The sequence below is a fragment of the Rhizobium sp. SRDI969 genome, from assembly GCF_025152725.1.
Lineage (GTDB): Bacteria > Pseudomonadota > Alphaproteobacteria > Rhizobiales > Rhizobiaceae > Rhizobium > Rhizobium leguminosarum_I.
Window position 1 is genome coordinate 459,405 of record NZ_CP104035.1, and the last position, 22,462, is coordinate 481,866.

Here is a 22,462-nt window from a genome sequence, read left to right on the forward strand (position 1 = left end):
TGCTCGGGATTTCTGAACAGCCGGTATAAGGGTATCGAGCAGGTTCATCGCGTGTCCTCGTCCCAAGAACCGATGAATTCTCGCCGGGAAAAACGGCCCCGGCATTGCGTTCCTGTCCGTTGCCGTACCAAGAATGCCCCCGGTGCATGCTTACCCTTCACCTGCGCTCTGCATCGAGGGGCCATTGTCGGCCCTGACACATGGCGAGCCATGAGAGACGCGTGACGGCGACCGCTCTGACGATGATTGTTGATTGCAGTGGGAACTGATGGTCATGTCCTTACATAATCCGGCATCAGTTCAGGATTAGCTGGAGACGCATGAATTCGATTGGTGTCAATTACCGCTGCGTGCCATCGATGTTGGCATGTACTTTATCTTGTTTTTTTGAGATAGCGACCACTGCCGCGGCACTAACCTCATTCGCCCACCCGGATGCAAGCGACACTGCGTACACACATGGCATTCATGATGGCACTCACGAGTCACCGCGGCAATGAGGTGGCGAGATCGGTGTGGCCGTCACGCAGGAACTCGTCGTCCACCTGTCCGACATCGTGCTCAGGCGCAGCACGCGTGCGATTGAGGGAACGCTGAGGATGGAAGGCTTGGGCGAGGTCTGCGGGATTGCCGCAGCGGGGCTCTGATGGACGGAACAGCGACTTGCCGCGGAGATCGACGTCGTGACGTCGTTGAAGACTTCCATGGCCAGAGCCTGGATGAAATAGCAGAGGGCAGGGCAGCGGACGCTCCGGCGTCCGCTGCCCATTCGCTATCAATAAAAAGTCGGGTCTAGCGCGCCTGAGTTGTAACGCTTTGCCATTTCCGAAAGGGGAATCGGCCGGATTTGCGAAGCCTTGCCCGCCGTTCCGAACTGTTCGAACCGTTCCTTGCAGAGCTTCGTCAGCGCCGTCATCGCCGGCTTCAGATATTTGCGTGGATCGAATTCGCTGGGGTCTTCCTGCAGAATACGCCGGACCTGGCCGGTCATCGCCATTCGGACATCGGTATCGATGTTGATCTTGCGAACACCATTCTTGATACCGCCCTGTATTTCCTCGACCGGCACGCCCCATGTCGGCTTCATCTGACCGCCGTACTGGTTGATGATCTCCTGCAGTTCGATCGGGACCGAGGACGAGCCATGCATGACGAGATGTGTGTTCGGGAGCTTACGGTGAATTTCTTCGATGACGTTCATCGCCAGCACCGACCCGTCCGGCTTGCGGCTGAACTTGTAGGCGCCGTGCGATGCGCCCATCGCAACCGCAAGCGCATCGACCCTGGTTTCGCGGACGAATTTGACAGCTTCGTCCGGATTAGTCAGAAGCTGATCTTGCGAGAGCTTGCCTTCGGCTCCGTGGCCGTCCTCGGCTTCGCCCATGCCGGTCTCCAGCGAACCTAGGACGCCGAGTTCTCCCTCCACGGAAACGCCGCCGAGATGAGCCATCTCCGTCACCTGTTTGGTGACCCCGACATTGTAGTCCCAATCGGCCGGTGTTTTGGCATCCGCCTTCAGCGAGCCGTCCATCATGACGGATGTGAAGCCGGCTTGAATGGCGGTTATGCAACTGGACGGTGCGTTGCCGTGATCGAGGTGCACGCAGACCGGGATGTGGGGATAGATTTCGACGACGGCATCCATTATGTGCTTCAGCATGATGTCGTTGGCATAGGCTCGGGCGCCCCGAGAAGCCTGCATGATCGCGGGCGCGTCGAGCGAATCGGCCGCCTCCATAATCGCGAGGGCCTGTTCCATATTGTTGATATTGAATGCTGGCACTCCGTAGCATTTTTCTGCGGCGTGATCGAGCAACTGTCTTAATGTAATGCGTGCCATCAAGCTCTCTCCTTCTGAGCAGCCCGAAATGGGGCAGAAGATAAGTGCATGTATCCTCATTGTAGCGCGGATTGGTCGAAACCCGAAGCGTTACTGCGACCTCAGCAAATATAAAAGCCCGGCTCCGCATCGTACGGGGAGCAACTTCGCGCAAAAAGCGGCCGGCATTTGGCACAAGTCCAATCCTCGAGAACTATCTGGCCGGGAGACCACTTAGATGCGCGGTGACAAAAAGCAGCCGGTAAGATGAGAACCCTGATCAACGATCAATGGAGGCATGCCGACGCCGCGGGAATTGTGCTAATCTTGCATTCGGGTTTCCGTGCGCAGCCGACTGGCATCGTGCTCGCTCACGACGCTCTACGCCGCCGCCCGTCGGCGTAAAATAGAAGTGGCGGCCTGAGCTATGGACGCAATTCTTGTCATCAATGCAGGCTCGTCGAGCCTGAAATTTCAGATCTTCGAGATCGCCGACACTGGCCCCAAACGCTGCATCCGGGGCCAGATCGATGGCATCGGCATACGACCTCGTCTCGTGGCGAGCGCCGCCGATGGAACGGTCCTAGTCGATCGCCGATATACGCCAGACGTGGTCGACCACCTGCCGGCGGCCATCTCCGAAACCCGTGCCTGGTTGCAGACCCTCGAGGGGTTCACGCTCCGGGCAATTGGTCACCGTGTCGTCCATGGCGGTCCGGACTACGCAAAACCGATCCTGATCAACCACGACATCCTGGACACGCTCGCCACTTTCCAGGAGCTTGCGCCGCTGCACCAGCCAAACAATCTGGCGCCCATCCGGCTCGCCATGGAGATCAATCCGGATCTGCCGCAGGTCGCTTGTTTCGACACGGCTTTCCATCGCGGTCACGCCCCGCATACGGATTGTTACGCCTTGCCATCGACCTATTACGATCATGGCGTGCGCCGATACGGCTTCCACGGCCTGTCCTACGAATATATCGCCGAGCGGTTGACCGAAGTCGCGCCCGGCATCGCAGGTGGACGCGTTATTGTTGCCCACCTCGGCAGCGGCGCCTCCATGTGTGCGCTGAAGGAGGCGCGCAGCGTGGAGACGACGATGGGCTTCACTGCGCTCGACGGCTTGCCGATGAGCACCCGGCCGGGACAGATGGATCCCGGTGTCGTGCTGTACTTGATCGATCAAAAGGGCATGACCGCAGCGGAGGTGACCGATCTCCTCTACAGGTCGTCCGGCCTGAAGGGCCTTTCCGGCTTCTCAGGTGATATGCGCGATCTTCTTGTCAGCGCCGACGCGCGTGCCGCCTTCGCGATCGATCACTTCGTCCATCGCTGTGGGCTGAGTGTCGGCACGCTTGCCGCCGCGCTCGGAGGTCTCGACGCATTCGTGTTTACAGCCGGCGTCGGGGAGAACTCAGCCCAGATTCGCGCCCGCATCAGCGAACGGCTTGCTTGGCTCGGCGCCGAACTCGATCCCGCGGCCAATGAAGCGGGCGCGACTCTCATTTCCGCTCCGGCAAGCCGCGTTGCACTCTATGTTCTGCCGACGGATGAGGAACTGATGATCGCGCGCCATACGCTTGCGCTCATCACAACGTCCTGAAAGCAAACGCTGGGATTGCGCTTGGCGGCTTCTTCAGCCGCTCTCGACCCGATCCTGACCTTCGTGTTGCTGCCCGGGAAGGTCCGCAAAACCCAGAGGAGCAGTTCTTCGCTCGAGCGCGGAGTCGATGGGACAGCAGAGCGGGCAAATGACAGCAGACGGGAATTCCGTAAGTCGAATGCTGGCTAATCGCGATAGAGACCTAGGGTCAAGCAGCGGCAAGACGATTTCAAGTTAAGACGATCGTTCGCCGGTTGCAGCTGGGTCGTAAGTCATTGAGTTTGCCAAAGGGAGGATGACATGAATAGCCAGAAAATTCCGCTCAAGGTAACAGCAGTTCGCTTTGCGCGCGCGATCCGGGATTTTTCGAGCTCCGATGTCGGCAAGAAGGCCAATTTGATGTTTGCGGGGCTCGCTGCGCTGTTATTCGGCGTAAGCGGCCTCAACGTTGTCAACAGCTACGTCGGCCGAAACTTCATGACCGCGATTGCAGACCGCCAGACCCCCGAGTTCATCCGGCAAGCGATCTTTTACGTCGGTGTGTTCGCTGCATTGACAGTTTTTTCGGTCATCGCACGATTTGTCGAAGAACGGCTGGCACTACTTTGGCGCGAATTCATAGCCCGGCGCGCTGTGACACTTTATCTCGCCAATGGCACCTATTACCGCCTGGATGTCTCGGGGCAACTTACCAACCCGGACCAGCGGATCGCGGATGACGTTCGCGCGTTCACCAGCACGACGCTCTCCTTTGTCCTGTTACTGTTCAACGGCACTCTGACGATAGTGGCCTTTTCCAGCGTGCTGTGGTCAATCAGCCCATTGCTGTTTGTCGTGGCTGTCCTCTATGCGGCTAGCGGCTCTTATCTGACGGTTCTGCTCGGACGGCCGCTGATCAATCTGAACTACGATCAACTCGACAAGGAGGCCAACTTCCGCTCCAGCCTCATTCATGTTCGGGAAAACGCCGAGTCGATCATCCTGGAGCGCGGCGAGGGGCGACAGCAAATTCTCCTGTCGCATCGACTTGACGATGTGGTCGCAAACTTTCGCCGAATTACGGCCGTCAATCGCAACGTGGGGTTCTTCACCACCGGCTATAACTGGCTAATCCAGATTATTCCGGCTCTGATCGTCGCTCCGGCATTCATAAGAGGAGACATCGAGTTTGGCGTGATCACACAGTCGGCCGCAGCCTTCGCGATGCTCGTAGGCGCGTTCTCGCTGATTGTCACCCAGTTCCACTCTATCTCGAACTTTGCCGTACTGGTCGCTCGGCTCAACTCCTTACTGGAGGCAATCGAACAATCACAAACAACCGCGGAGTCGACCATCGAGATTGTCGAGCGAGGGGGGTGTTTGGCCTACGAGCGGCTATCCTTGCTGTCATCAAACGGCACTCCTCTGCTGAAGGAGTTGTCGGTATCGATCCCGCTCGGGACCCTCGTGTTGCTCACCGGACCTAGCCAGGCTCCGGGGACGGCGTTGTTCAGAGCGACGGCGGGCATTCCGACGCCCGGCACAGGGCGCATAATTCGCCCTGGTTCCAACGACATCGTGTTTCTCAAGCAACGCCCTTATCTGCCGCCAGGGACGTTGCGCCAGATTCTTGTGCCTCTGGAGAATGCAGGCGAAATTTCGGATGACCGAATGTTCCAGGTGTTGCGCGAACTTGATCTCGAACGGGTCGTGAGCCAGGCGGGCGGGTTGGATAAGGAACAAGGCTGGGAAATGTCGCTTTCGCTGACTGAGCAGCAGCTCTTAGCCGTTGCGAAAGTTCTGCTCGCGCCGCCGCAGGTCGTCTTCCTGGATCGAGTCGACACGACACTGGGGTCCGAAAAACTCCGCAAGATCCTGCGCCTCCTTTCCGACCGTTCGATCACCTGCATCAATAGCGGAGAAGCCAACGACGCGCGTGATCTGTATCACGCGGTCCTTGAGTACAGTGAGGATGGTCGCTGGACGTGGGCACCGAACCGAGTCTGATCTTTACTGAAATGGCCCGCAAGAACTACCGACCAATCACGGTCAAGAAGGCCTGCAACGGTCAGAGGAGCTGTTTCGGGAATTGTTTACGCGGCCGCAGCAATAGCTGCCGGCCTTGCGCCTTCCAATTCCACGATAGAAAATCGTCGGTCATGCCGGCCGGATGGTCGGCGATACGGGCAAGTACATCGGCAAGCCAAGCCTGCGGATTATGTGGTTCATTTTTCGCTGTGACGATCAAGCTATAAATCGCGGCCCGCTGACCACCGCGGTCAGAACCGGCAAACAGCCATGCTTTTCTTCCCAAAGCCACGCCGCGCAGCGATCGCTCTGCTCAATAATTCGACGAGCAGATGCGGCCGTCATCGAGGAACCGGATAAACGTGGCCCAGCGGTTCAGCATGTAATTTTCATGAGGGATTAATTGGCGCAAACTAATAAGGCCGAGCGCGCAAAACAGGGCAGCCGCGGGGAATATGTCCCGCAGCCATGTCAACGATGACCAGTCTCTAGCCAAGAGAGCGCCTTCCTTTCGCTTGGAGCCGAAAAACGGGATTTCGTGGTGAACGAAATAGCCGGCGATGCGTTGTTCGACCCCTCGAAATCGGGCGCCTCACCTGAAGCCCATCCTCTGCTTTGAAACGAGGGCGGTAGTCGGCTCTATCCGCGCGAGACGATACACACATCCGACCTAGAGCCATCCCCCCGAAAAACCTGCTCGGCGCAACCCGGTCACAATGGGCTTGCATTGGCGCATGATGTTCCAGAGCAAGCCGGTCCGATAGTTTTCGATCATCAGCACCACCGGTCCTTGGTCAATGCCAAAGTGATAGGGACTTACCCACCATCCGGTCGGACTGGCTTCCATGGAATAGGTCTGGTTGAACGACGGCTTGAAACCGTAAAGCCGGCTCATGCCGAGATTCATCCGCGCAAAATTGCCCACCGTCGGCACGACGATCTCCGGCGCGAACGGCAGCGAGGCGACAACGACCCAGGGCGCCACGGTCCCATCATCAGGTCCGAAGGGGGCGCCTCGGGCAATGTAGTCGAAGAACTCCCGATCGACCCCATCGATCGTTCGCTTGCCCCAGCCGGGTCCATCGCAGGCGGTGAATCCCCAACAATGCTCCCCATAGCCTGCGAAGTTCATCGGGTTGCGAATTGCGTATTCCTGCTGGACATATGTCGCATGCCGGCTGTTTTCGAAATAATCGGTGTCATGCTCGCGCATGAACGCATCGCGTATGCCTCGAAAATCTATCCACATATGTGACAGCTGGTGGGTGAAGAGCGGTCCCGAATATAGCAGTTCCCGGCCGTAGATATTCCTCCATTCGTAGCTCTCGGTGTAGGCGGCGTAAGATTCGGGCGGCAGCGGGTGAGTTGGGGATCCGAGACCAATGATGTAGAGAAGCAGGCCTTCATCATAGCCGCGCCATCGATAGGGGATGAAGCCGCTCTCCGGACGCCAGCCATGCGTCAAGGTTGCGCCGCCGTCGCGGGCCCAATTCCAATCGGCCCGCTCGTAAAGCGCCGTTGCGAGCCCGCGGATTTCCGCCTCATCGGCCGTATCCCGATCAAAGTAGGTGGCAACGGTCAAGGCGCCCGCAAACAGGAAAGCGGAGTCGATTGTCGACAGCTCGCATTGCCAAACTCGGCGGCCCGTTTCGATATCCAGAAAATGATAGAAGAAGCCCTTGTAACCTGATGAATCCGGCTCAGGTCCCTGCGGGCATGCCATCAGGTATCTCAGGCGGCTGCGGGTGATCTTTGCCGCAAATTCGCGGATGAGGACGCCGCGCTCCACAACCACGGGGATGGTCGCCAGCGCCATGCCGATCGCCGCGATGCTTGCCGGGGCGTTCGGTTCTGTCTTGTCGCGGACGAGGCCGTTGTCCGGATTGGTGCAGTGGAGATAGTATAAGACAGTGGTGAACTGCAGCCGACCGAGATCCTGGTCGGTTGGCATGCGGTCGAGATCGGCGTCGGTTGAGAGCGTTTCGGGCATGGCCGCTAACCGACTATGACGTGGACATCGTGCGTACGTCCGTCTTCCGCAAGCCGGACGGCTCCGTTCGCGACGGGTTCACCGTCCAGCGTGACTGAATGGACGCCTCGGCCGATGCCCTTTGTGTTGTCGAAACGGATTCGATAGGTCGTCGATCCAGCTCGGTATGTGATCTCATAGGATGGCCAGCTTTCCGGAACGCACGGTTCAAACCGCAGCAACCGCCCTTGCTGGCGAAACCCAAGGATCGCCTCGAGCGCCGCGCGATAGAACCAACTGGCCGATCCAGTGTACCAGGTCCATCCACCGCGCCCCGTGTGCGGAGGCGCGCCATAGATATCGGCGGCGACCGCATATGGTTCGACCTTGTAGCGTTCGACTTGATCCTTCGTTGCACCGTGATAAATCGGATTGATCAGGTTCCAAAGCTTTAGCGCGAGATCGCCGTCGCCCTGCAAGGCCGTCGCCCAGACAACCCAGGTTGCCGCATGCGTGTATTGCCCGCCATTTTCACGGATGCCGGGGACATAGCCCTTGATGTAACCGGGCTGCAGCACGCCTTCGTCGAAAGGCGGGTCGAACAACTTGATCAGCTTGTCTTGCTGGCGCACCAGCCGGTCGTGGACCGCACGCATTGCCTGCGAAGTGCGTTTCACATCGGCCTCGCCGGAGATGACGGCCCAGGCTTGCGGAATGGCGTCGATCTGGCATTCGTCGTTCAGGGATGACCCAAGCGGCGTGCCATCGTCAAAATATGCCCGGCGATACCAGCCACCGTCCCAGGCTTTGGCTTCCAAGGCAATGCGCAGGGCCTCGGCTCGTTCGCGGCACCAGGCGGCACGGCTTTCATCTCCGCGTGACGCTGAAATCGTGGCAAATGAATTTAGGACCGTGAGAAAGAACCAGCCGTTCCAGACGCTCTCGCCCTTGCCTTCGGCGCCGACCTTATTCATGCCATCGTTCCAGTCACCTGTTCCCATAAGGGGAAGTCCGTGACTGCCTAAACGGTAGCCATGCTCCAGCGCCCGGACGCAATGCTCGTAGATGGTGCCGGACTGTTCGCTGGTCGCTGGTTGGTTGAAGTCTTCCTCCTGGTCGTCTCTCAGCACCGGTGACGTGATGAAGGGAACAGTCTCGTCAAGCAGTTGAACGTCGCCCGTCGTGGAGACATAATGGTGAACGACGAGAGGCAGGAAATACAAGTCGTCGGTGATCCGGGTGCGAACGCCGACGCCAGATGGCGGGTGCCACCAGTGCTGGACATCCCCCTCCTCAAATTGGCGCGCCGCCGATCGCAGGATGTGTGAGCGGGCCTCGCTCGGCACGCTGTAGACCAGTGCCATCACGTCCTGCAGTTGGTCCCTGAATCCATACGCGCCGCCAGACTGATAGTTGGACGTGCGCGCCCATACGCGGCATGCCAAAACCTGGTACAACAGCCAGCGGTTCATCATCAAGTTCAAGCCCGCGTCCGGCGTCGAGACCTGAATTGTGTTCAGAATGTCATCCCACTGGCGGCAGACAGCCGACAGGCTCGCGGCTGCGCGCTCGAGGTCGCTATGCTCATGGACGAGCCTACGGACCTCATCGAGGCCGGCAGCCTCTCCAAGGACGAAGACAACCTCTCTGCTTTCGCCGGGGGGCAGGGAGATATCGACCATCAGCGCGGCGCAGGGATCCAGTAGCGGACCAAAACGTTCCGCCAGATCTATTCGCTCCAGGGCCGACGGCTGAAACACGAAACCATATTTGCCGAGAAACTCTCTACGGTCGGCCGTGGCCGACCTTGCCGGCTGACTGGCGCCTGCAAACGCCAGCTTTCCGGCAAAATCGCCGGCCCAGGGATTGTTGGCTACGATCGCACCGGATCTGGCATCCCGCTCGCAGACGATCCGCGTTGCTGTCTCTTCGCGCTGCGACCCAAGCACCCACTCGGCGAAATAGGTTGCGGTCACATGCCGAACGCGGGTGTCCTCGTTGCTAAGCCTGAGACGCATGATTTTGACCGGATCGTTAGGCGCGACCGATACCGTCAGCTCTTGCTTGAGATGACGACTGTAACTTGCATACCGGCTGTAACCTTGGCCGTGACGAACAGTCACGACCGCACCGGGACCGAGCGGTAGGGGCGTCGGCGTCCAGACATCGCCGGTTTCCTCATCCCGCAAATAGAGGACCTCGCCCGGTGCATCCGTAACCGGATCGTTCGACCACGGCGTCAGCCGGTTCATCTGGCTGTTCTCTGACCAGGTGTAGCCAAGACCGGCTTCGGTTGTCAGGCAGCCATAATTAGGATTTGCGATCACATTGGTCCAAGGCGCCGGTGGCAAGGCGGGGGCTCTGGGGCTGACCGCATCCACGCGCACGACATACTCGCGTCCGTCGGGCGTGAAGCCCCCGAATCCGTTCCAGTGCTGTAAATCCTCGAGCGCGTCGGGATGTGGGGCCGCAGGTTGCCCGCTCACCCGAACGGCTAACGTCTGTGAAAGAGGTGGCAGAGCGGGGGAAGGCAGGTTGAGCTGATGGGCAAGTGTGCCGCTGCTTCCCAGCAGGACGATGCGCGCTGCCGCGGCGATGGTCGCCACGTGATCGCTTTCGGTATCGGGTTCGGAAAGGACAAAGATTCCGCCAGGTTTACCGATCATTTCGGCGTGCGGGCCTGACTGCAGCGTTTCAGTCTGTCGCTTGGCGCTGGCTGCGCTGTCGTCGAGTAGTACCAGGTCGAATCTCAGGCCCCTACGACCGGCGAAATCGTGGCCCATCGTCACTTGGCTAACCAAGGCATCATCCCTGTCGCCAATGGCTCGGAGAAGCACGATCGGAAGGTCGCCGGAGATACCATGGGCCCACAGAGCGGTTCGATCCAATCGATCTCTCTGGGGCTGCCCAGCCGCCTGCCGCATGGCCGGGTTCGCGAATACGACATTCCCGGCCAGCCGATTGAACAGCGAGACATCGCCAGATTTCAGGTTCGACGTGCGAAGCTCATTTTCGTATGTCTCTGAAGCGTCGGAGAACGCTCGCTCGACGGTGTCGAACTTGGCATATCTTTCGGCGATGAGTTGCACGGCTGACTTGTCATCTGTAGCGCCTGTGACAAAGGCCACGCGTGCCTTGGCGCCTGGCGCCAGACGAACCGTCCGCCGCAGACAGAAAATCGGATCGAGGACGGGGCCAGTCGTTCCGGAGAGCGATGCACCCGCGTCGAATACGACGGGGTTGGCCGTTGTCCGGCCCCGGCCAAGAAATCTCAGCCGATCGGTTTCATATTGGACCGCTTGGGAAGACGGCAGGTTCGATGAAGAAACGTGAACTGCCCATGTGGCTTTCTCCTCGGCAGCACGGGGCCTGCGGCGCGCAAATAAGGCGCCTGTCGCCTCGTCATATCGTGTTTCGACAAAAAGCTTGGCAAAACCCGGATGCGCCATGTCCGCGCGACGATTGTTCAGGCAAACTTCGGCATAGCTTGTCAGTTCGAGGATTCGCTCCCGTGTGCCATGGTTCGTGACCGTGAGCATACGCACTTCCGCATCCAGATCGGGTACGACACAGATTTTCGTGAGGATATCAATGTCACCGGCATGACAGCGGAATTCGGCCCTGTCTCCGTAAAAGGCGTGCTCATAGACATTCGAGGACCGAAACAATGGCTGCTTTCCGATGGACCAGAGCTCGTTGTCAGTCAGATCCCGAACGTAACAAAATTGGCCCCAGCAATCACGGGTGCTGTCCTCGCGCCACCGGGTGATGTCGAGCCCTTGCCATGTTCCGTAACCCGCCCCGGCGGCTGTAACCAGGACACTGTACCGATCGTTGGAAAGCAACGCGACAGCGGAACTCGGATCCGCCATTTCCGCGACGCTATCGTGTCTCGCCGCCGCCTCGGGGTTTCTGTGGCCGTGAATTGATTTTACCATCAACGTTTTCCCACTTAGAACGACGACGCCCACCACGAAAGCAAGACCATCACCAACTGCTGGCAGCTGTCCCGCACACTACTCATAGACTTGTCCATTCCAGACCCTCACTGCCGGTATCTCGTGGTAGTAGGTAAGGATGCTCAACGTGCCGGTATTCAGGAGAAAATGCTGTCCGGCACCCGGTGGCAGGCCGATCCATCGTGCTGCAAGCACGCGCAGCACGTGCCCATGCGCGAACAACGCAACGTCGCCATCTGCAGCCCGTGTGCGCGCCACGACTTGATCCACCCGAGCACCAATTTGCCCCGGCGTCTCGCCTCCGGGGCATCCATCACGGAAAACCAACCAACCCGGTCTTTTCGCCTGAATTTGCTGGGGCAGCAGGCCCTCATATTCGCCGTAGTTCCACTCCATCAGGCCTGGTTCAATGATGGCCTTGGTGCCGAAGCCTACCAAGTCACACGTCTCCCGTGCCCGCTGCAGCGGACTCACAAGAACGAGCGCGAATGTTTGCCGAGCCAACAATGGCCGCATCCGTTCCGCTTGTTGTCGTCCGTTGTCGGTCAAGGGGACGTCTGTCATGCCCGTGTGTTGCCCGCTTAGGCTCCACTCGGTCTCCCCATGCCTGATCACGAATACTTTCACGTCCAGCCCTCCTGGCTCAGACGTTGTCTGCCTCTGTCGATCGCAGCTCTCCCAAGGCAGCCGACTGTCCCCACGTCCAGCTCGAGATTTCGGGCACGTCGTCGCCATATTTTTCGATGTGCTGCCGGTGTTCGATCAGCTTATGGTGAATAGCCTGTTTGAAATAGGCTGCGCGCGCACCGAGTTGCGGCAACCGGTCGATCACGTCCTCGACCAGATGGAAGCGATCCATCTCATTCAGCACCACCATGTCGAACGGCGTCGTCGTCGTGCCTTCTTCCTTGTAGCCGCGGACGTGCAGATTGCCGTGGTTGGTGCGGCGGTAAGTGAGCCGGTGGATGAGCCAAGGATAGCCATGGAAGGCGAAGATTATCGGCTTGTTCTTGGTGAACAGAGCATCGAAATCGCGGTCCGGCAGCCCGTGCGGATGCTCTTCCGGCGGCTGCAGCTTCATCAGGTTAACCACATTGATGACGCGGACCTTCAGCTCCGGCAGATGCTCCCGGATTAGCTCGACCGCTGCCAGCGTCTCAAGTGTTGGAACATCCCCACAACATGCCATCACGACGTCAGGCTCGGTGCCCTTGTCGTTGCTTGCCCATTCCCAAATGCCAAGGCCCTCACTGCAATGCTTGATGGCCTGATCCATCGTGAGCCACTGCGGGGCAGGCTGCTTGCCGGCGACAATGACGTTGACGTAGTTGCGGCTGCGCAGGCAGTGATCGGTCACGGAGAGCAGCGTATTGGCGTCCGGCGGCAGATAAATCCGGACAACATCTGCCTTCTTGTTGACCACATGATCGATGAACCCCGGATCCTGGTGGCTGAAGCCATTGTGATCCTGCCGCCAGACGTGGGAGCTCAGGAAGTAGTTGAGGGAGGCGATCGACCGCCGCCATGGGATCTCGTGGCAGACCTTCAGCCATTTGGCGTGCTGATTGAACATCGAATCAATGATGTGAATGAACGCTTCGTAGCAGGAGAAGAAGCCGTGCCGGCCGGTTAGCAGGTAGCCTTCCAGCCAGCCCTGGCATTGATGCTCGCTGAGCACCTCCATCACCCGTCCGTCCGGCGCCAGATGATCGTCCTCCGGATAGATATCCGCCATGTAGCAGCGGTTGGTGACTTCGAGCACATCCTGCCAGCGATTCGAGTTGTTTTCGTCAGGGCTGAACAGGCGGAAGTTGTTGCTCTCCATGTTCATCTTCATGATATCGCGGAGAAACGCCCCCATCATCCGCGCCGATTCGGCGATGGTTGCTCCAGGGCTCGGCACGGATACCGCGTAGTCCTGGAAGTCGGGCATCTTCAGGTCCTGCAGCAGCAATCCGCCGTTGGCGTGCGGGTTGTCGCTCATTCGACGATGCCCTGCGGGGGCAAGCGCTGCCAGCTCCGGTTTGAACCGGCCTCCGTCGTCAAACAGTTCCTCGGGGCGGTAGCTCTTCATCCATGCTTCGAGAATGCGGAGGTGTTCCGGCTTGTCCATGTCGCCCATCGGCACCTGGTGCGACCGCCAATAGCCCTCCGACTTCTTGCCGTCTATCTCAGGCGGGCAGGTCCAGCCCTTCGGTGTGCGGAAAACGATCATCGGCCACATGGGACGCTTCACGTTGCCCCTGTCGCGGGCATCTGCCCAGATCTCCTGGATATCCGCCACTGCGGTATCAAGGGCGCCTGCCAGATGCTGGTGCACGCTCGCGGGCTCATCGCCCTCGACGAAATATGGCGTGTAACCCATGCCTTCGAAAAATTTCCTTAGCTCGTCGCGGGGAATGCGGGCTAGAAAGCACGGGTTGGCGATCTTGTAGCCGTTCAGGTGCAGGATCGGCAGCACACAGCCATCGCGAGCAGGATTCAGGAACTTGTTGCTTTGCCAGCCTGTTGCAAGCGGCCCCGTCTCGGCTTCTCCGTCGCCGACGACGCAGGCGACAATTAGATCCGGGTTGTCGAACGCCGCGCCGTAGGCGTGGCTGAGGGCATAGCCCAGTTCCCCGCCCTCGTGAATGCTGCCGGGTGTTTCCGGAGCAACGTGGCTTGGGATGCCGCCTGGAAAACTGAACTGTTTGAACAGCCTCTTCATGCCTTCCGTGTCTTGGCCAATGTTAGGGTAGACTTCGCTGTAGGTGCCTTCGAGATAGGCGTGCGCGACCAACGATGGCCCGCCATGTCCCGGCCCGATGACGTAGATCATGTTGAGATCATCGCGTTTGATAACGCGGTTGAGGTGGGCGTAGAGCATGTTCAAGCCTGGCGACGTGCCCCAGTGACCAAGCAGTCGCGGCTTTATGTGCTCGCGCTTTAGCGGTTCTTTCAGCAAAGGATTGTCGAGAAGATAGATCTGTCCGACCGACAGATAGTTCGATGCCCGCCAGTAGGCATCCATCGACTGCAATTCTTCCGCCGAAAGGGGGCCGCCCGCTGCCGTGTTCTCCTTCATGGCGACCTTTACGTCTCCTGCCGTCTTGAGCGAAACCATGGGTGCCTCCTCCTCTGAGCCCAGATTGCTGCGGTAAGATCTTTCAAGGTGAGAAATCGTCGAATTTTCAAAACTGCTAGCGACTGGGGCGAACGCCCTGGCATTGGGATGCTGGCCGCAAGGGCACAGTTCGTAGCGCAGTCGTTATCGACCGAATATTGCCACAGCAGCATGTTTGGACATCAGCATGAAACGCTGGCGCGTCCGTGATTATCGCCCAGCATATGTCCCGCTCGGCTATCCAAAACAGCTTCGTCCCAGTTTGCAAATATTCACGCGTTCTAATACTCGCACGAAATGCATCCGAAGCACAGTTAAAATCGACGGTGCCTGACGTTTAATCCGAACGCGCGATCGCAGATCTTTTCGGATCTTCGGAGAAATGCTCAACCACTCCTCTCACGACGCGAACACTTTTGGCAGCAACGCGCGCCGCCTTCTTGCACTCTGCCGTGTCAACGTTTCCCCATAGATGAGCCACACCGTCGGTTACGGCTACGGTCACGTCTCTTCCGAGAAGACCCGTATTTTCGCTGAGCCGTATCGCGATGCTGCGACGGACGGCTTCGTCACCTCGCGCGGTTTCGTCTAGGTCGGCTCTAACAATCACTTTCAGAAGATCTGCACGACTGATGATGCCGACCAGCACGCCCTCTCTCATAACGGGAATGCGCTTGATGCCATGCTTTTGCATCAACCCGGAAACCCGTCCAAGCGACGCGTCCTCTTCCACGACCACTGGCGCGCGGCTCATGACGTCTGCAACCCGCCACGAGTTACTCTTGACGTAATCTGTAGCTTGCTCCCCGGCGGTAAGTACTGACGTTCCGAGTTCGGCGATGGTTCCCCGCCCCAATTCCGTTCTGCGCAGCAGATCACCCTCACTGATGATCCCGACGAGGCAACCCGCATCGTCGATGACCGGAACACCGCTAATGCGATAGGTAAGCATGACCTCGGTACAGGTGTCCTGGAAGCCGACTTGATGGCCGCGGAGAGCGCTCGGTCCCGGAAAGGCGTTGCAGAACCTGGGAGACGATCCACAGCGATCAAAAATGTCACTTTCGTAGGGCGTCTGCGGGTTCTCCCTAATTCGATGGGCGCTTCCTCGACCAGATCCGGCGCCGGCCGTTCGCGATCTCGCCTCCCATGCGCGAAGCCGACAGCAAGGATCACGTCATATTCGGCATCGGATATGCCAGTCAGACGAAAAGCTGGCAAGCGCCGCTCGATCGATGGGCTCGATCAGTGGTTTTTCGTGTTCTCCAGCGGCCACGATTTCTTCGACGAACTGGCAGAGCTCGGAATCGAGACAAATGCCTACCACCGTCCATCGATCGATGTTGCTGAGGCAGCCTGGCGCCGACTTGGTGACTCCTTTCTTGAAATCCCGCGCCACCCTGAGCAAGGCGAGCCGTGGGCGCTGAAAGAGTTCGGGCAGCCGACAGTTCGCCGCGGCAAGCGGCGTCGTTAGTCAACTCCAGGCGGAAGGCTATCAAGAGCGTGGGTGGCTTTGGGCGTTAGTCCTGCGACGAGTCGTCGATATCCTTACCCAAGGCACCCTCAATGCCTCTGCGCACTCCCATCAGAAACGGTGTGCTGTTGCCGCGAGTGACAGGTTGTTCCGGAATACTAGGAAGGGCTACGGCTGTCCCGCGTACGGTTCTGTAGCCAACTTCGAAACCATCTCTAAAAGAGCCTTCTCTGACTATGTCGACCATTGTCGGACCCTCACGTTTCACACCAAAGTCGCACACCCCCGGTCGGTCGTCAATTTCCCGTAAAAAGGCTTGGACCAGCATGGGTCGCTTCTTCAGCATGTCCCCGCCAAGGGGTCACGGGCCGCTTGAGCCTCTTCGCAGTTTAATCAAAGGAAATCCCATGACAATCACCACCGCCCCAACGAGCGACCCAAAACCTGCGCCCGAAGCTGAAGACGAAACAAACCCGCCGCCTGCCGAGGCGACAGAAGACACGGGCATTCCCTTCGACGACGAAACCACCTTCAGCGACGGAGCCGGCTGGGCATAGCCCAACGCCACGTCACCAAAATCACAGTTTCACAGCCGCCTCTGCGCGGCTTTTTTCATGGAGAATTGAATGCCATTAACTGCAAGGCAGGTTTGGCGCGACTTCGTTTCGGACGGCATTCCGGCGTCTGGAAACCACAAGCCATCAAAACCGGATGTCCGAGCTTGGGGCACCTACCTCGAAAGCTTCATCACAGGATCATCAGTCGTCAAAAGCCCAGTTTTTTTTGACGAATGCTCTTCTGCTTGCCGATGTGGCCCACGACGATAACACGATGGCGTGGGTCATCGCCGACCCGACGACCGCATATAACGGCCTCTATCAGAAGTCTGGGGCTTCCGGCCTCGGCACGTGGGCGCGCGTCGCCGATCTGCCGTTCCCGTTCATCCCGGCTTCGAACGTCGGAGCCGGCACGGCTAGCGCGATCCAGGCGACGACGGACATTCCGATCTCCGAAACGGCGCTGATCTGGCTTCCGATTTTTGCCACTAACACGACCACGCCTGTCACGGTTGCCTTCAACGGCGGATCGGCGCTCACTATCAAGACCAATCCCGGCAATGATCCGGTAGTCGGCGGCCTGCTCGGCGGTATGATCGTGCTCGGTCGCCAGCAGGGCAGCGAGTTCCGGCTCATCAGCGACCAGGCGTCTTCGGCGATCGTAGCGGCAGCGGAAGCTGCGGCCGATCGCGCCGAAGACGGTCCGACCTCGCCCTCAATAATAGTGGCGTGCCGTCTTCGTCTTCAGCTTCGAAAGCATCGATCCGCATCAATCTCGGCCGGCTCTTATGCTCGGCCAGCGCGTCGACGGCGGCATCCTTGGTCGCGTTGTAGTAACACGAGCGCGCCAGTAGAAGATGTTGCCGCGGCGAATAAGGTTCTCGACGTCGTGGCGGACCGCCATAAGGTGTTTGCCCTTGCCTGCCACCTGCGACGCCGCCGCGCTTGTTCGCGCGTGGGCATCACCTGCGGGCTACTGTTCTGGGCATCAGGTCGCCAATGACGCCAAAACGATATCCGGCACGACTGGAAAATCAAGGAATTAAGGGGATTTAGGGAGAATTGGCTGGGGAACCTGGATTCTCACATGATTTCAGAGGCTTAGCGAAATAGCCCTTTAAATTCCCTGTATTTTCCCATCGCGAGCGACCGTGGATGCCACCTTTGTGCCCTGGCTTTGGGCATCAGTCAACAGGGCGGGCGAGCGGCAATAATTTCCGCTTTGAGACATCAAGTCTGCGTTGAGCGGCCATAAAGCGCTCGGCAGCCTTACTCCGCTATTTTGGTCGCTCAACCGCGGTTGACTACTTCCTGAAAGTAGCCGTAGCTCGGTGGCATCCAGCACGTTTAGGAATTGCCGAGCGAGATTCGCATGCCCGATGCCCGATAGCATAGCGACCACCTCACAGCGGAACGCGAAATAGCGTGGCGGTTAATCAATGCCTTCAGGCCGGCAAGATCGCCCTTTTCGAATCGCGAAAGCTGGCCGCTTGGTCGCGCCGTTGCTGCTGCCGCAGCAGGTGCCTCAGCATGCGTCGCGGGTTCTCTCACCAGTGCGCCGGTTTTTGCGCCTCTTAGACGTGGGACGCGGCCGGACAATGTTGGCGCTCAGCCGATATCCTCAATCTTGGCACGCAGCAAACCGAGCTCGAGCAGTATTTGTCGCGTCCCGAGCATCTTCGCAGGATTAGGAAAGCACTTCGCGATCGGCGCCTGATCCGCGACGCGGTAGACCCGCCACAGCTCGTAACGATCGCGCTCGCGGAACGCCTTTTCGAATTCCTTGCGCGACCAATCAAATCGGCCATCGGTCCCAGTGGTGGCCTTGACCTCGAGCCATCGCGGACGCCCTTCCGCATCGATCGAACGGATATCATGGTCGGCACCGGGTTCGTCGCAAGAGGTCCAGATGACATAGCGCTCCGGCTCGTCGTAGCCGAACTCGCGGACCTTCTTCAGCTCCATCCGATAGATCAGTTCCTCGCCGCGCCTGCCGAGCAGACCGGCGCGCTCGACCTCCGCCAGCGTCGGCGGCAGCCACGTGCCGGAGCTGCTGCCGCCGCCCGACGAATTCTGCGGCTCGATCCGACTTCCCTTTGCGGGCGCGACCGTCAGATCTACTTCATCGATGTCGGGAAGCTTGAACGGTGGCGACGCAGGCGGTGGCGTAGGTGGCGATGCGGGATTAGGGGGAGGAGGCGGTGCGGGCTCGACCGGTGGCGGCTCGGAGTCGCTCCTGTCCCAATCGGTGTCGAGATTGTCGAAAACTTGGCGGAGCGCGATCTCCTCCGCGTCGTCGTCGCCATCCTCCTCCTCGAAATCACCATCACCGTCGTCTTCGAGCTCCCATTCCCGCCCGCGCGGGATCCCCATGCGATCAAGATAGTCGGTAAGCTCTTCGAGTGTCCCTGCGAGGACCAATGGAAGGAAGGCATTGGCAAGACTGCGCATCGTTCCCACGCTGGTCGCGCCGGCGACCTCCGCGAGCGCCTCGGCCAGCAATAGCTGGAAGCCACCCTTGGTTTTTGGCGCCACAAATTCGATACGCTGTTCGCTGACGGCAACTTGCGCCGGTATCAGCACGCTGGCGCCGCCGACCGAGTAGCGACGTCCCATCGACTGAAAGAACGCAATCTCGGTGATCGTCGCCAAGCGCTCGGCGACCTCGCTGCGGCTCGCCGGAACGAACCCCGCATGCCCGTGGCGGTTGCGGAATGCGACCTCATAGAGCGCGCGGGCAAATAGCGGCCGATGCAACATCGCAAGAACGCGCTCGGTATGCTTTGGCTTGTACCAGAGATGCGGTCGTCCGGGTAACCCAAGCTCGGGCAGGCCTGTTCCGGCGATGGCCGATAGCGGTCGAATACCGAGGGCGGTAAAGAAAACCCGCGATCGCTCTGAGCGCTCGATGATGCCGATCGTGCTATGGGTCGCGCGCAATTCCTGTTCGAGCGCTGCAAAGTCGGGCTCGACTAGCTGCCCCGCCCGGAGCTGGGCAAGCGTGAACAGACGAGAACGATCGTCGAGCAAGCAACTGACATTCTCCAAGCCGGCCGGCAATCCCAATAGACCGCGAAGATTATATGCTTCGAGCAGTATACGACGTCGGCGCTGGTCGATCGATCCCTCGATTTCCCACTCGATATCGACAAATTCAAAGAAGCGCGTCCAATGCTCGTCCGTTGGCGACGCTGGCGCGCCGAGGGCCTGATAGGCCTGTCCGACAACGTCGGCGTGCCGAAAGACCGGGATTGCTTCGGCCAACAGCGGGGGGATCCGCGGGCCGACCAAGATATCCGACGGGGCGTGATAGTCGTCTTGTACCCAGCAGACGCTTTGGTCCGCGAACTCGGCCCTTGCGCGTCGTTCGCGTCCGATCGCTGCGACAAGGGCAGGATAAACGAGGTCCGGCCGCGGCAGCGGCTCGGTCCGATCGCGATGCGCCTCGATGATCTCGAGCAGCGTATCGCTGTCCGGCGCGGTCTTCAGTTTGAGCTTGTGTTGAAGAAGCTCATTCGTGCTGGCGACAATCGAGTCGTCGTTACCGATGCAGAGCCGGTTGGTCGCAGTATCTATGTGGAGAGTCTCGGGTGCGGCGAGTCGTCCGGACCTGGTCCTAAGCCAGGAGATCTCGCGCAGTTCTTTGACGATCGCGGTGCTCAGCAGTTTGAGATTCTCGGTGAGCAGCTTCTCGAAGCGCTCGGCGGTCTCCGGCCGATCCTCGACGAGGCCGGCGAAGCGAACGAGATCGGCACCGCTCAGGTTTTCACGGATCCGCAGGCGCGCCATCAGGTTTGGTGCTGCAAGCAATTCCTTGGACGGTCCGTCAATCGCGGGATCAAGGAAACGGGCGAGCGTCTTCTTGAGATTGACCATCTCCACCGGGGCGACCCAGTCGCCACGTTGGTTTTTCACCACAGGATTGCTGCGCAATGCCGACAGGGCAGCTCGGCTAATCGGCGCCTCACGTGCGAGCAGCTTTCGGTGCAGCTTTCGGTAGAGCGTTTCGCGCTCCCGGTCGTCCGGCGCCGCGTCCGCGGCGCGCTTGGAAGCGTCGATCAGCCATTGCTCTTCGTCGAAGACGCGGCAGTGCTCGGAAATCGCCTTGAACGGCACAAGATCGGGGTGAATTCGGTTTGCCTCGGGTTCTGGGCAATCAGCCCAGAGGTCCGGGTCGACGATCATCAGCTCGATGGCTGGTCTCAGGTCGCCTGTTGCACTGAGCGTTGAGGCCGTGTTGCCGAGATCGAACCGCATCTGCTTTGAGAGCCGTCGCGGGAACGCCGAAAGCGCCGATGCTTGGCGCTTTTGCATGTCCAGCTCGCGCGTCGACTTGTCATAGTTGGTGAAATGATAGTTCGCAGTTCCCTCGATCGTGGTTTTCAGGGGCTTCTCATTTTCATCCGCGCAGCGCAGCCGAACGAGGGATGCGACGGTAAAGCGCTCCGCCCCGCATCTCTCCGCAAGCTTGCGTAGATTCTCGTTAGCGCTAAGCGCGGGATCGAGATAGCGCTCGTCGCTGAGGAAGCCCGCATATATGTCGTCGCTCGGCAGCACGATCGCACCCGCTTTGGCAAATCGCTTGTCGCCTCCTGCGCGCGTTGGCCAGCACGCATCTTCTTTGAGCCTTTTCGCCAACGTAGTCGCGAACCGATCGGGCGTGGCGGTGCCGGTACCCACAAGCATTGTGTAGGCATCAGCGCCGTACCGCACGAACCAGTCGGAAACAAGAAGGTCCATCACCAATTCGATCGCCTGATCGATTAGCCAGTCGTTCCACCGGAGATCGTTGAGGCCGCTGCGATCTTGATTGAGGTCGAACGGAGCGCTCACGCTGACCGGGCAACCGGTTCGCGAGGCCGGAGCCTTCAATGGATAATAGAAGTGGCCGTTATGGCCGATATCGATCTTGCGTCGCGTGATCGGCACCGAGACCGCGATCCTCACCCTGCCGCCCGCGGCCTTGTAGTACGATGGGAACCGTCGAGCCGCATATTCCGCTGGCAATTCGACGGTTCGCGAGAACTCCTCTTCCTGGAAAGTGATGACGTGGGCGCCGCCATCAGTCATCCGGCCGCGGCGGGAGATCATCGACACTCCGGATGTACGACAGCGACTTGGCGACGCCTCTTGTCGCCAGCGCAGGCCGCGCCCGGTTCGAATCGAACGAACGCTGACTTCGCGAAGGCCAGACTTTTTCCCGCTATGCGCCAGCTTCAGCAGTGTATCCGGCATGCTGGTCGCCATCAGCTCCAGCGCATGCGCCTCTCGCTCTGCAGTGAACGCCTCCAAGATTTCGGTCGATCGCGCCCTGTAGGGCACGAACAGGCGGACGCCCTTCGCACCCCGTGATTCTGGATCGGGGGCGCGACCAGTCTCTTGCGTCTGCAGATCGAGGAGAGCTACCTGCCCGGAAGATCGGACGTGGATTTCATCCCCGAAGCGGAAGAGCGACCGCAGTCCGAAATTCTTTGAACCTATTCCATTATCCTTCGGCGCGACGACTTCAGCGCCGCGAGTGCCCATGACATTGCCGGTCCCGACGATCACCGAGAGCCGCTCCCAGCCGCTGCGCTCGATCTTGCGACCCGAACCGATCACCTCGACCGATTTGCTCCCGAACGTCAGCGTGAGCTTGTCACCACCGCCGTCATACTCGTTTTGAACGAGCTCCCGTAGAACGTCGCCGGCGTCGTGGCCTGCCACGAATTGTTCGATGACACTCGAACCAATGCGCGTGCGCCGGCTGGCACCATAATCGGGCGGCACATAGTCAGGTTCGTCAATCACGAGATCCAGCGCAGATGTGCCCCTTGCTTTTCTCACTGGCCGAGAAGCCTTGGCACTCGCGATTGCCGACGCCGAACTCGCCGGAACTTCCCTCCTGTCCGCCACGGCTTCCCCCCGTTTTCCCCGCCATTCCCCATGCGTTGGTCGAACGTAGTCGGTGACTATGGGCGAAGCAATA

Annotated in this window: 12 protein-coding genes and 2 pseudogenes; 6 read left to right on the plus strand and 8 right to left on the minus strand. The window is 59.4% G+C overall.

Annotation, left to right across the window (positions count from 1 at the left end):
* Positions 1-515 precede the first annotated feature (515 nt).
* Positions 516-647, plus strand: a complete 132-nt coding sequence (locus N2A41_RS33290) for a hypothetical protein (protein WP_311202875.1) — start codon at positions 516-518, stop codon at positions 645-647.
* A gap of 128 nt (positions 648-775) precedes the next feature.
* Here the strand turns inward: N2A41_RS33290 and fba are convergent, their stop codons facing one another.
* Positions 776-1,840, minus strand: a complete 1,065-nt coding sequence (gene fba, locus N2A41_RS02245; protein WP_260110141.1) for a class II fructose-bisphosphate aldolase — start codon at positions 1,838-1,840, stop codon at positions 776-778.
* 406 nt (positions 1,841-2,246) lie between these two features.
* Here fba and N2A41_RS02250 point away from each other — a divergent pair, with 406 nt between their 5' ends.
* A complete protein-coding gene (locus tag N2A41_RS02250; protein WP_222385709.1) occupies positions 2,247-3,425 on the plus strand; it encodes an acetate/propionate family kinase in 1,179 nt (392 codons plus the stop codon).
* 300 nt (positions 3,426-3,725) lie between these two features.
* Complete coding sequence (locus N2A41_RS02255; RefSeq protein ID WP_260110142.1) at positions 3,726-5,411, plus strand: ABC transporter ATP-binding protein/permease; 1,686 nt, start codon at positions 3,726-3,728, stop codon at positions 5,409-5,411.
* A gap of 86 nt (positions 5,412-5,497) precedes the next feature.
* Here N2A41_RS02255 and N2A41_RS02260 read toward each other — a convergent pair.
* The 6 genes and pseudogenes from N2A41_RS02260 to N2A41_RS02285 all read right to left on the minus strand — a co-directional run.
* Positions 5,498-5,820 (minus strand): annotated as a pseudogene (locus N2A41_RS02260) (IS66 family transposase); the annotation flags it as partial.
* 282 nt (positions 5,821-6,102) lie between these two features.
* Positions 6,103-7,422, minus strand: a complete 1,320-nt coding sequence (locus N2A41_RS02265; RefSeq protein WP_260110143.1) for a glucoamylase family protein — start codon at positions 7,420-7,422, stop codon at positions 6,103-6,105.
* A gap of 5 nt (positions 7,423-7,427) precedes the next feature.
* Positions 7,428-11,339 carry a GH36-type glycosyl hydrolase domain-containing protein gene (locus tag N2A41_RS02270; protein ID WP_260110144.1) on the minus strand — a complete coding sequence of 1,304 codons (3,912 nt, stop codon included), beginning with the start codon at positions 11,337-11,339 and terminating at the stop codon, positions 7,428-7,430.
* A 78-nt stretch (positions 11,340-11,417) separates the two neighbouring features.
* Entirely contained in the window at positions 11,418-11,987 is a 570-nt protein-coding gene (locus N2A41_RS02275) for a histidine phosphatase family protein (protein ID WP_260110145.1), read from the minus strand.
* 16 nt (positions 11,988-12,003) lie between these two features.
* Entirely contained in the window at positions 12,004-14,463 is a 2,460-nt protein-coding gene (locus N2A41_RS02280) for a phosphoketolase family protein (RefSeq protein ID WP_260110146.1), read from the minus strand.
* 337 nt (positions 14,464-14,800) lie between these two features.
* A pseudogene (locus tag N2A41_RS02285) lies at positions 14,801-15,400 on the minus strand (CBS domain-containing protein); the annotation flags it as partial.
* A 258-nt stretch (positions 15,401-15,658) separates the two neighbouring features.
* On the opposite strand from N2A41_RS02285, the gene N2A41_RS02290 reads away from it, so the two are divergent.
* The 3 genes from N2A41_RS02290 (at position 15,659) to N2A41_RS02300 (ending at position 17,497) form a co-directional block, all read left to right on the plus strand.
* The gene (locus N2A41_RS02290; protein WP_260110149.1) at positions 15,659-15,937 is read left to right on the plus strand and encodes a hypothetical protein; all 279 of its coding nucleotides are present in this window, start codon (positions 15,659-15,661) and stop codon (positions 15,935-15,937) included.
* A 407-nt stretch (positions 15,938-16,344) separates the two neighbouring features.
* Positions 16,345-16,494, plus strand: coding sequence for a hypothetical protein (locus tag N2A41_RS02295; RefSeq protein WP_222385716.1), 150 nt, complete (start codon positions 16,345-16,347; stop codon positions 16,492-16,494).
* 154 nt (positions 16,495-16,648) lie between these two features.
* Positions 16,649-17,497: a hypothetical protein gene (locus N2A41_RS02300; protein WP_260110150.1), complete on the plus strand. Its 849-nt coding sequence runs from the start codon at positions 16,649-16,651 to the stop codon at positions 17,495-17,497.
* 605 nt (positions 17,498-18,102) lie between these two features.
* Here N2A41_RS02300 and N2A41_RS02305 read toward each other — a convergent pair.
* Positions 18,103-22,284 (minus strand): DUF3883 domain-containing protein, encoded by a 4,182-nt coding sequence (locus N2A41_RS02305; RefSeq protein ID WP_260110151.1) that lies wholly within the window; start codon positions 22,282-22,284, stop codon positions 18,103-18,105.
* Between the last annotated feature and the right edge of the window lie 178 nt (positions 22,285-22,462).

Bases quoted from the DNA above. Each gene is read 5' to 3' on its own strand.
- fba (WP_260110141.1), bottom strand. From the start codon at position 1,840: ATGGCACGCATTACATTAAGACAGTTGCTCGATCACGCCGCAGAAAAA.
- N2A41_RS02250 (WP_222385709.1), top strand. From the start codon at position 2,247: ATGGACGCAATTCTTGTCATCAATGCAGGCTCGTCGAGCCTGAAATTT.
- N2A41_RS02255 (WP_260110142.1), top strand. From the start codon at position 3,726: ATGAATAGCCAGAAAATTCCGCTCAAGGTAACAGCAGTTCGCTTTGCG.
- N2A41_RS02265 (WP_260110143.1), bottom strand. From the start codon at position 7,422: ATGCCCGAAACGCTCTCAACCGACGCCGATCTCGACCGCATGCCAACC.
- N2A41_RS02270 (WP_260110144.1), bottom strand. From the start codon at position 11,339: ATGGTAAAATCAATTCACGGCCACAGAAACCCCGAGGCGGCGGCGAGA.
- N2A41_RS02280 (WP_260110146.1), bottom strand. From the start codon at position 14,463: ATGGTTTCGCTCAAGACGGCAGGAGACGTAAAGGTCGCCATGAAGGAG.
- N2A41_RS02290 (WP_260110149.1), top strand. From the start codon at position 15,659: ATGCCAGTCAGACGAAAAGCTGGCAAGCGCCGCTCGATCGATGGGCTC.
- N2A41_RS02295 (WP_222385716.1), top strand. From the start codon at position 16,345: ATGACAATCACCACCGCCCCAACGAGCGACCCAAAACCTGCGCCCGAA.
- N2A41_RS02300 (WP_260110150.1), top strand. From the start codon at position 16,649: ATGTCCGAGCTTGGGGCACCTACCTCGAAAGCTTCATCACAGGATCAT.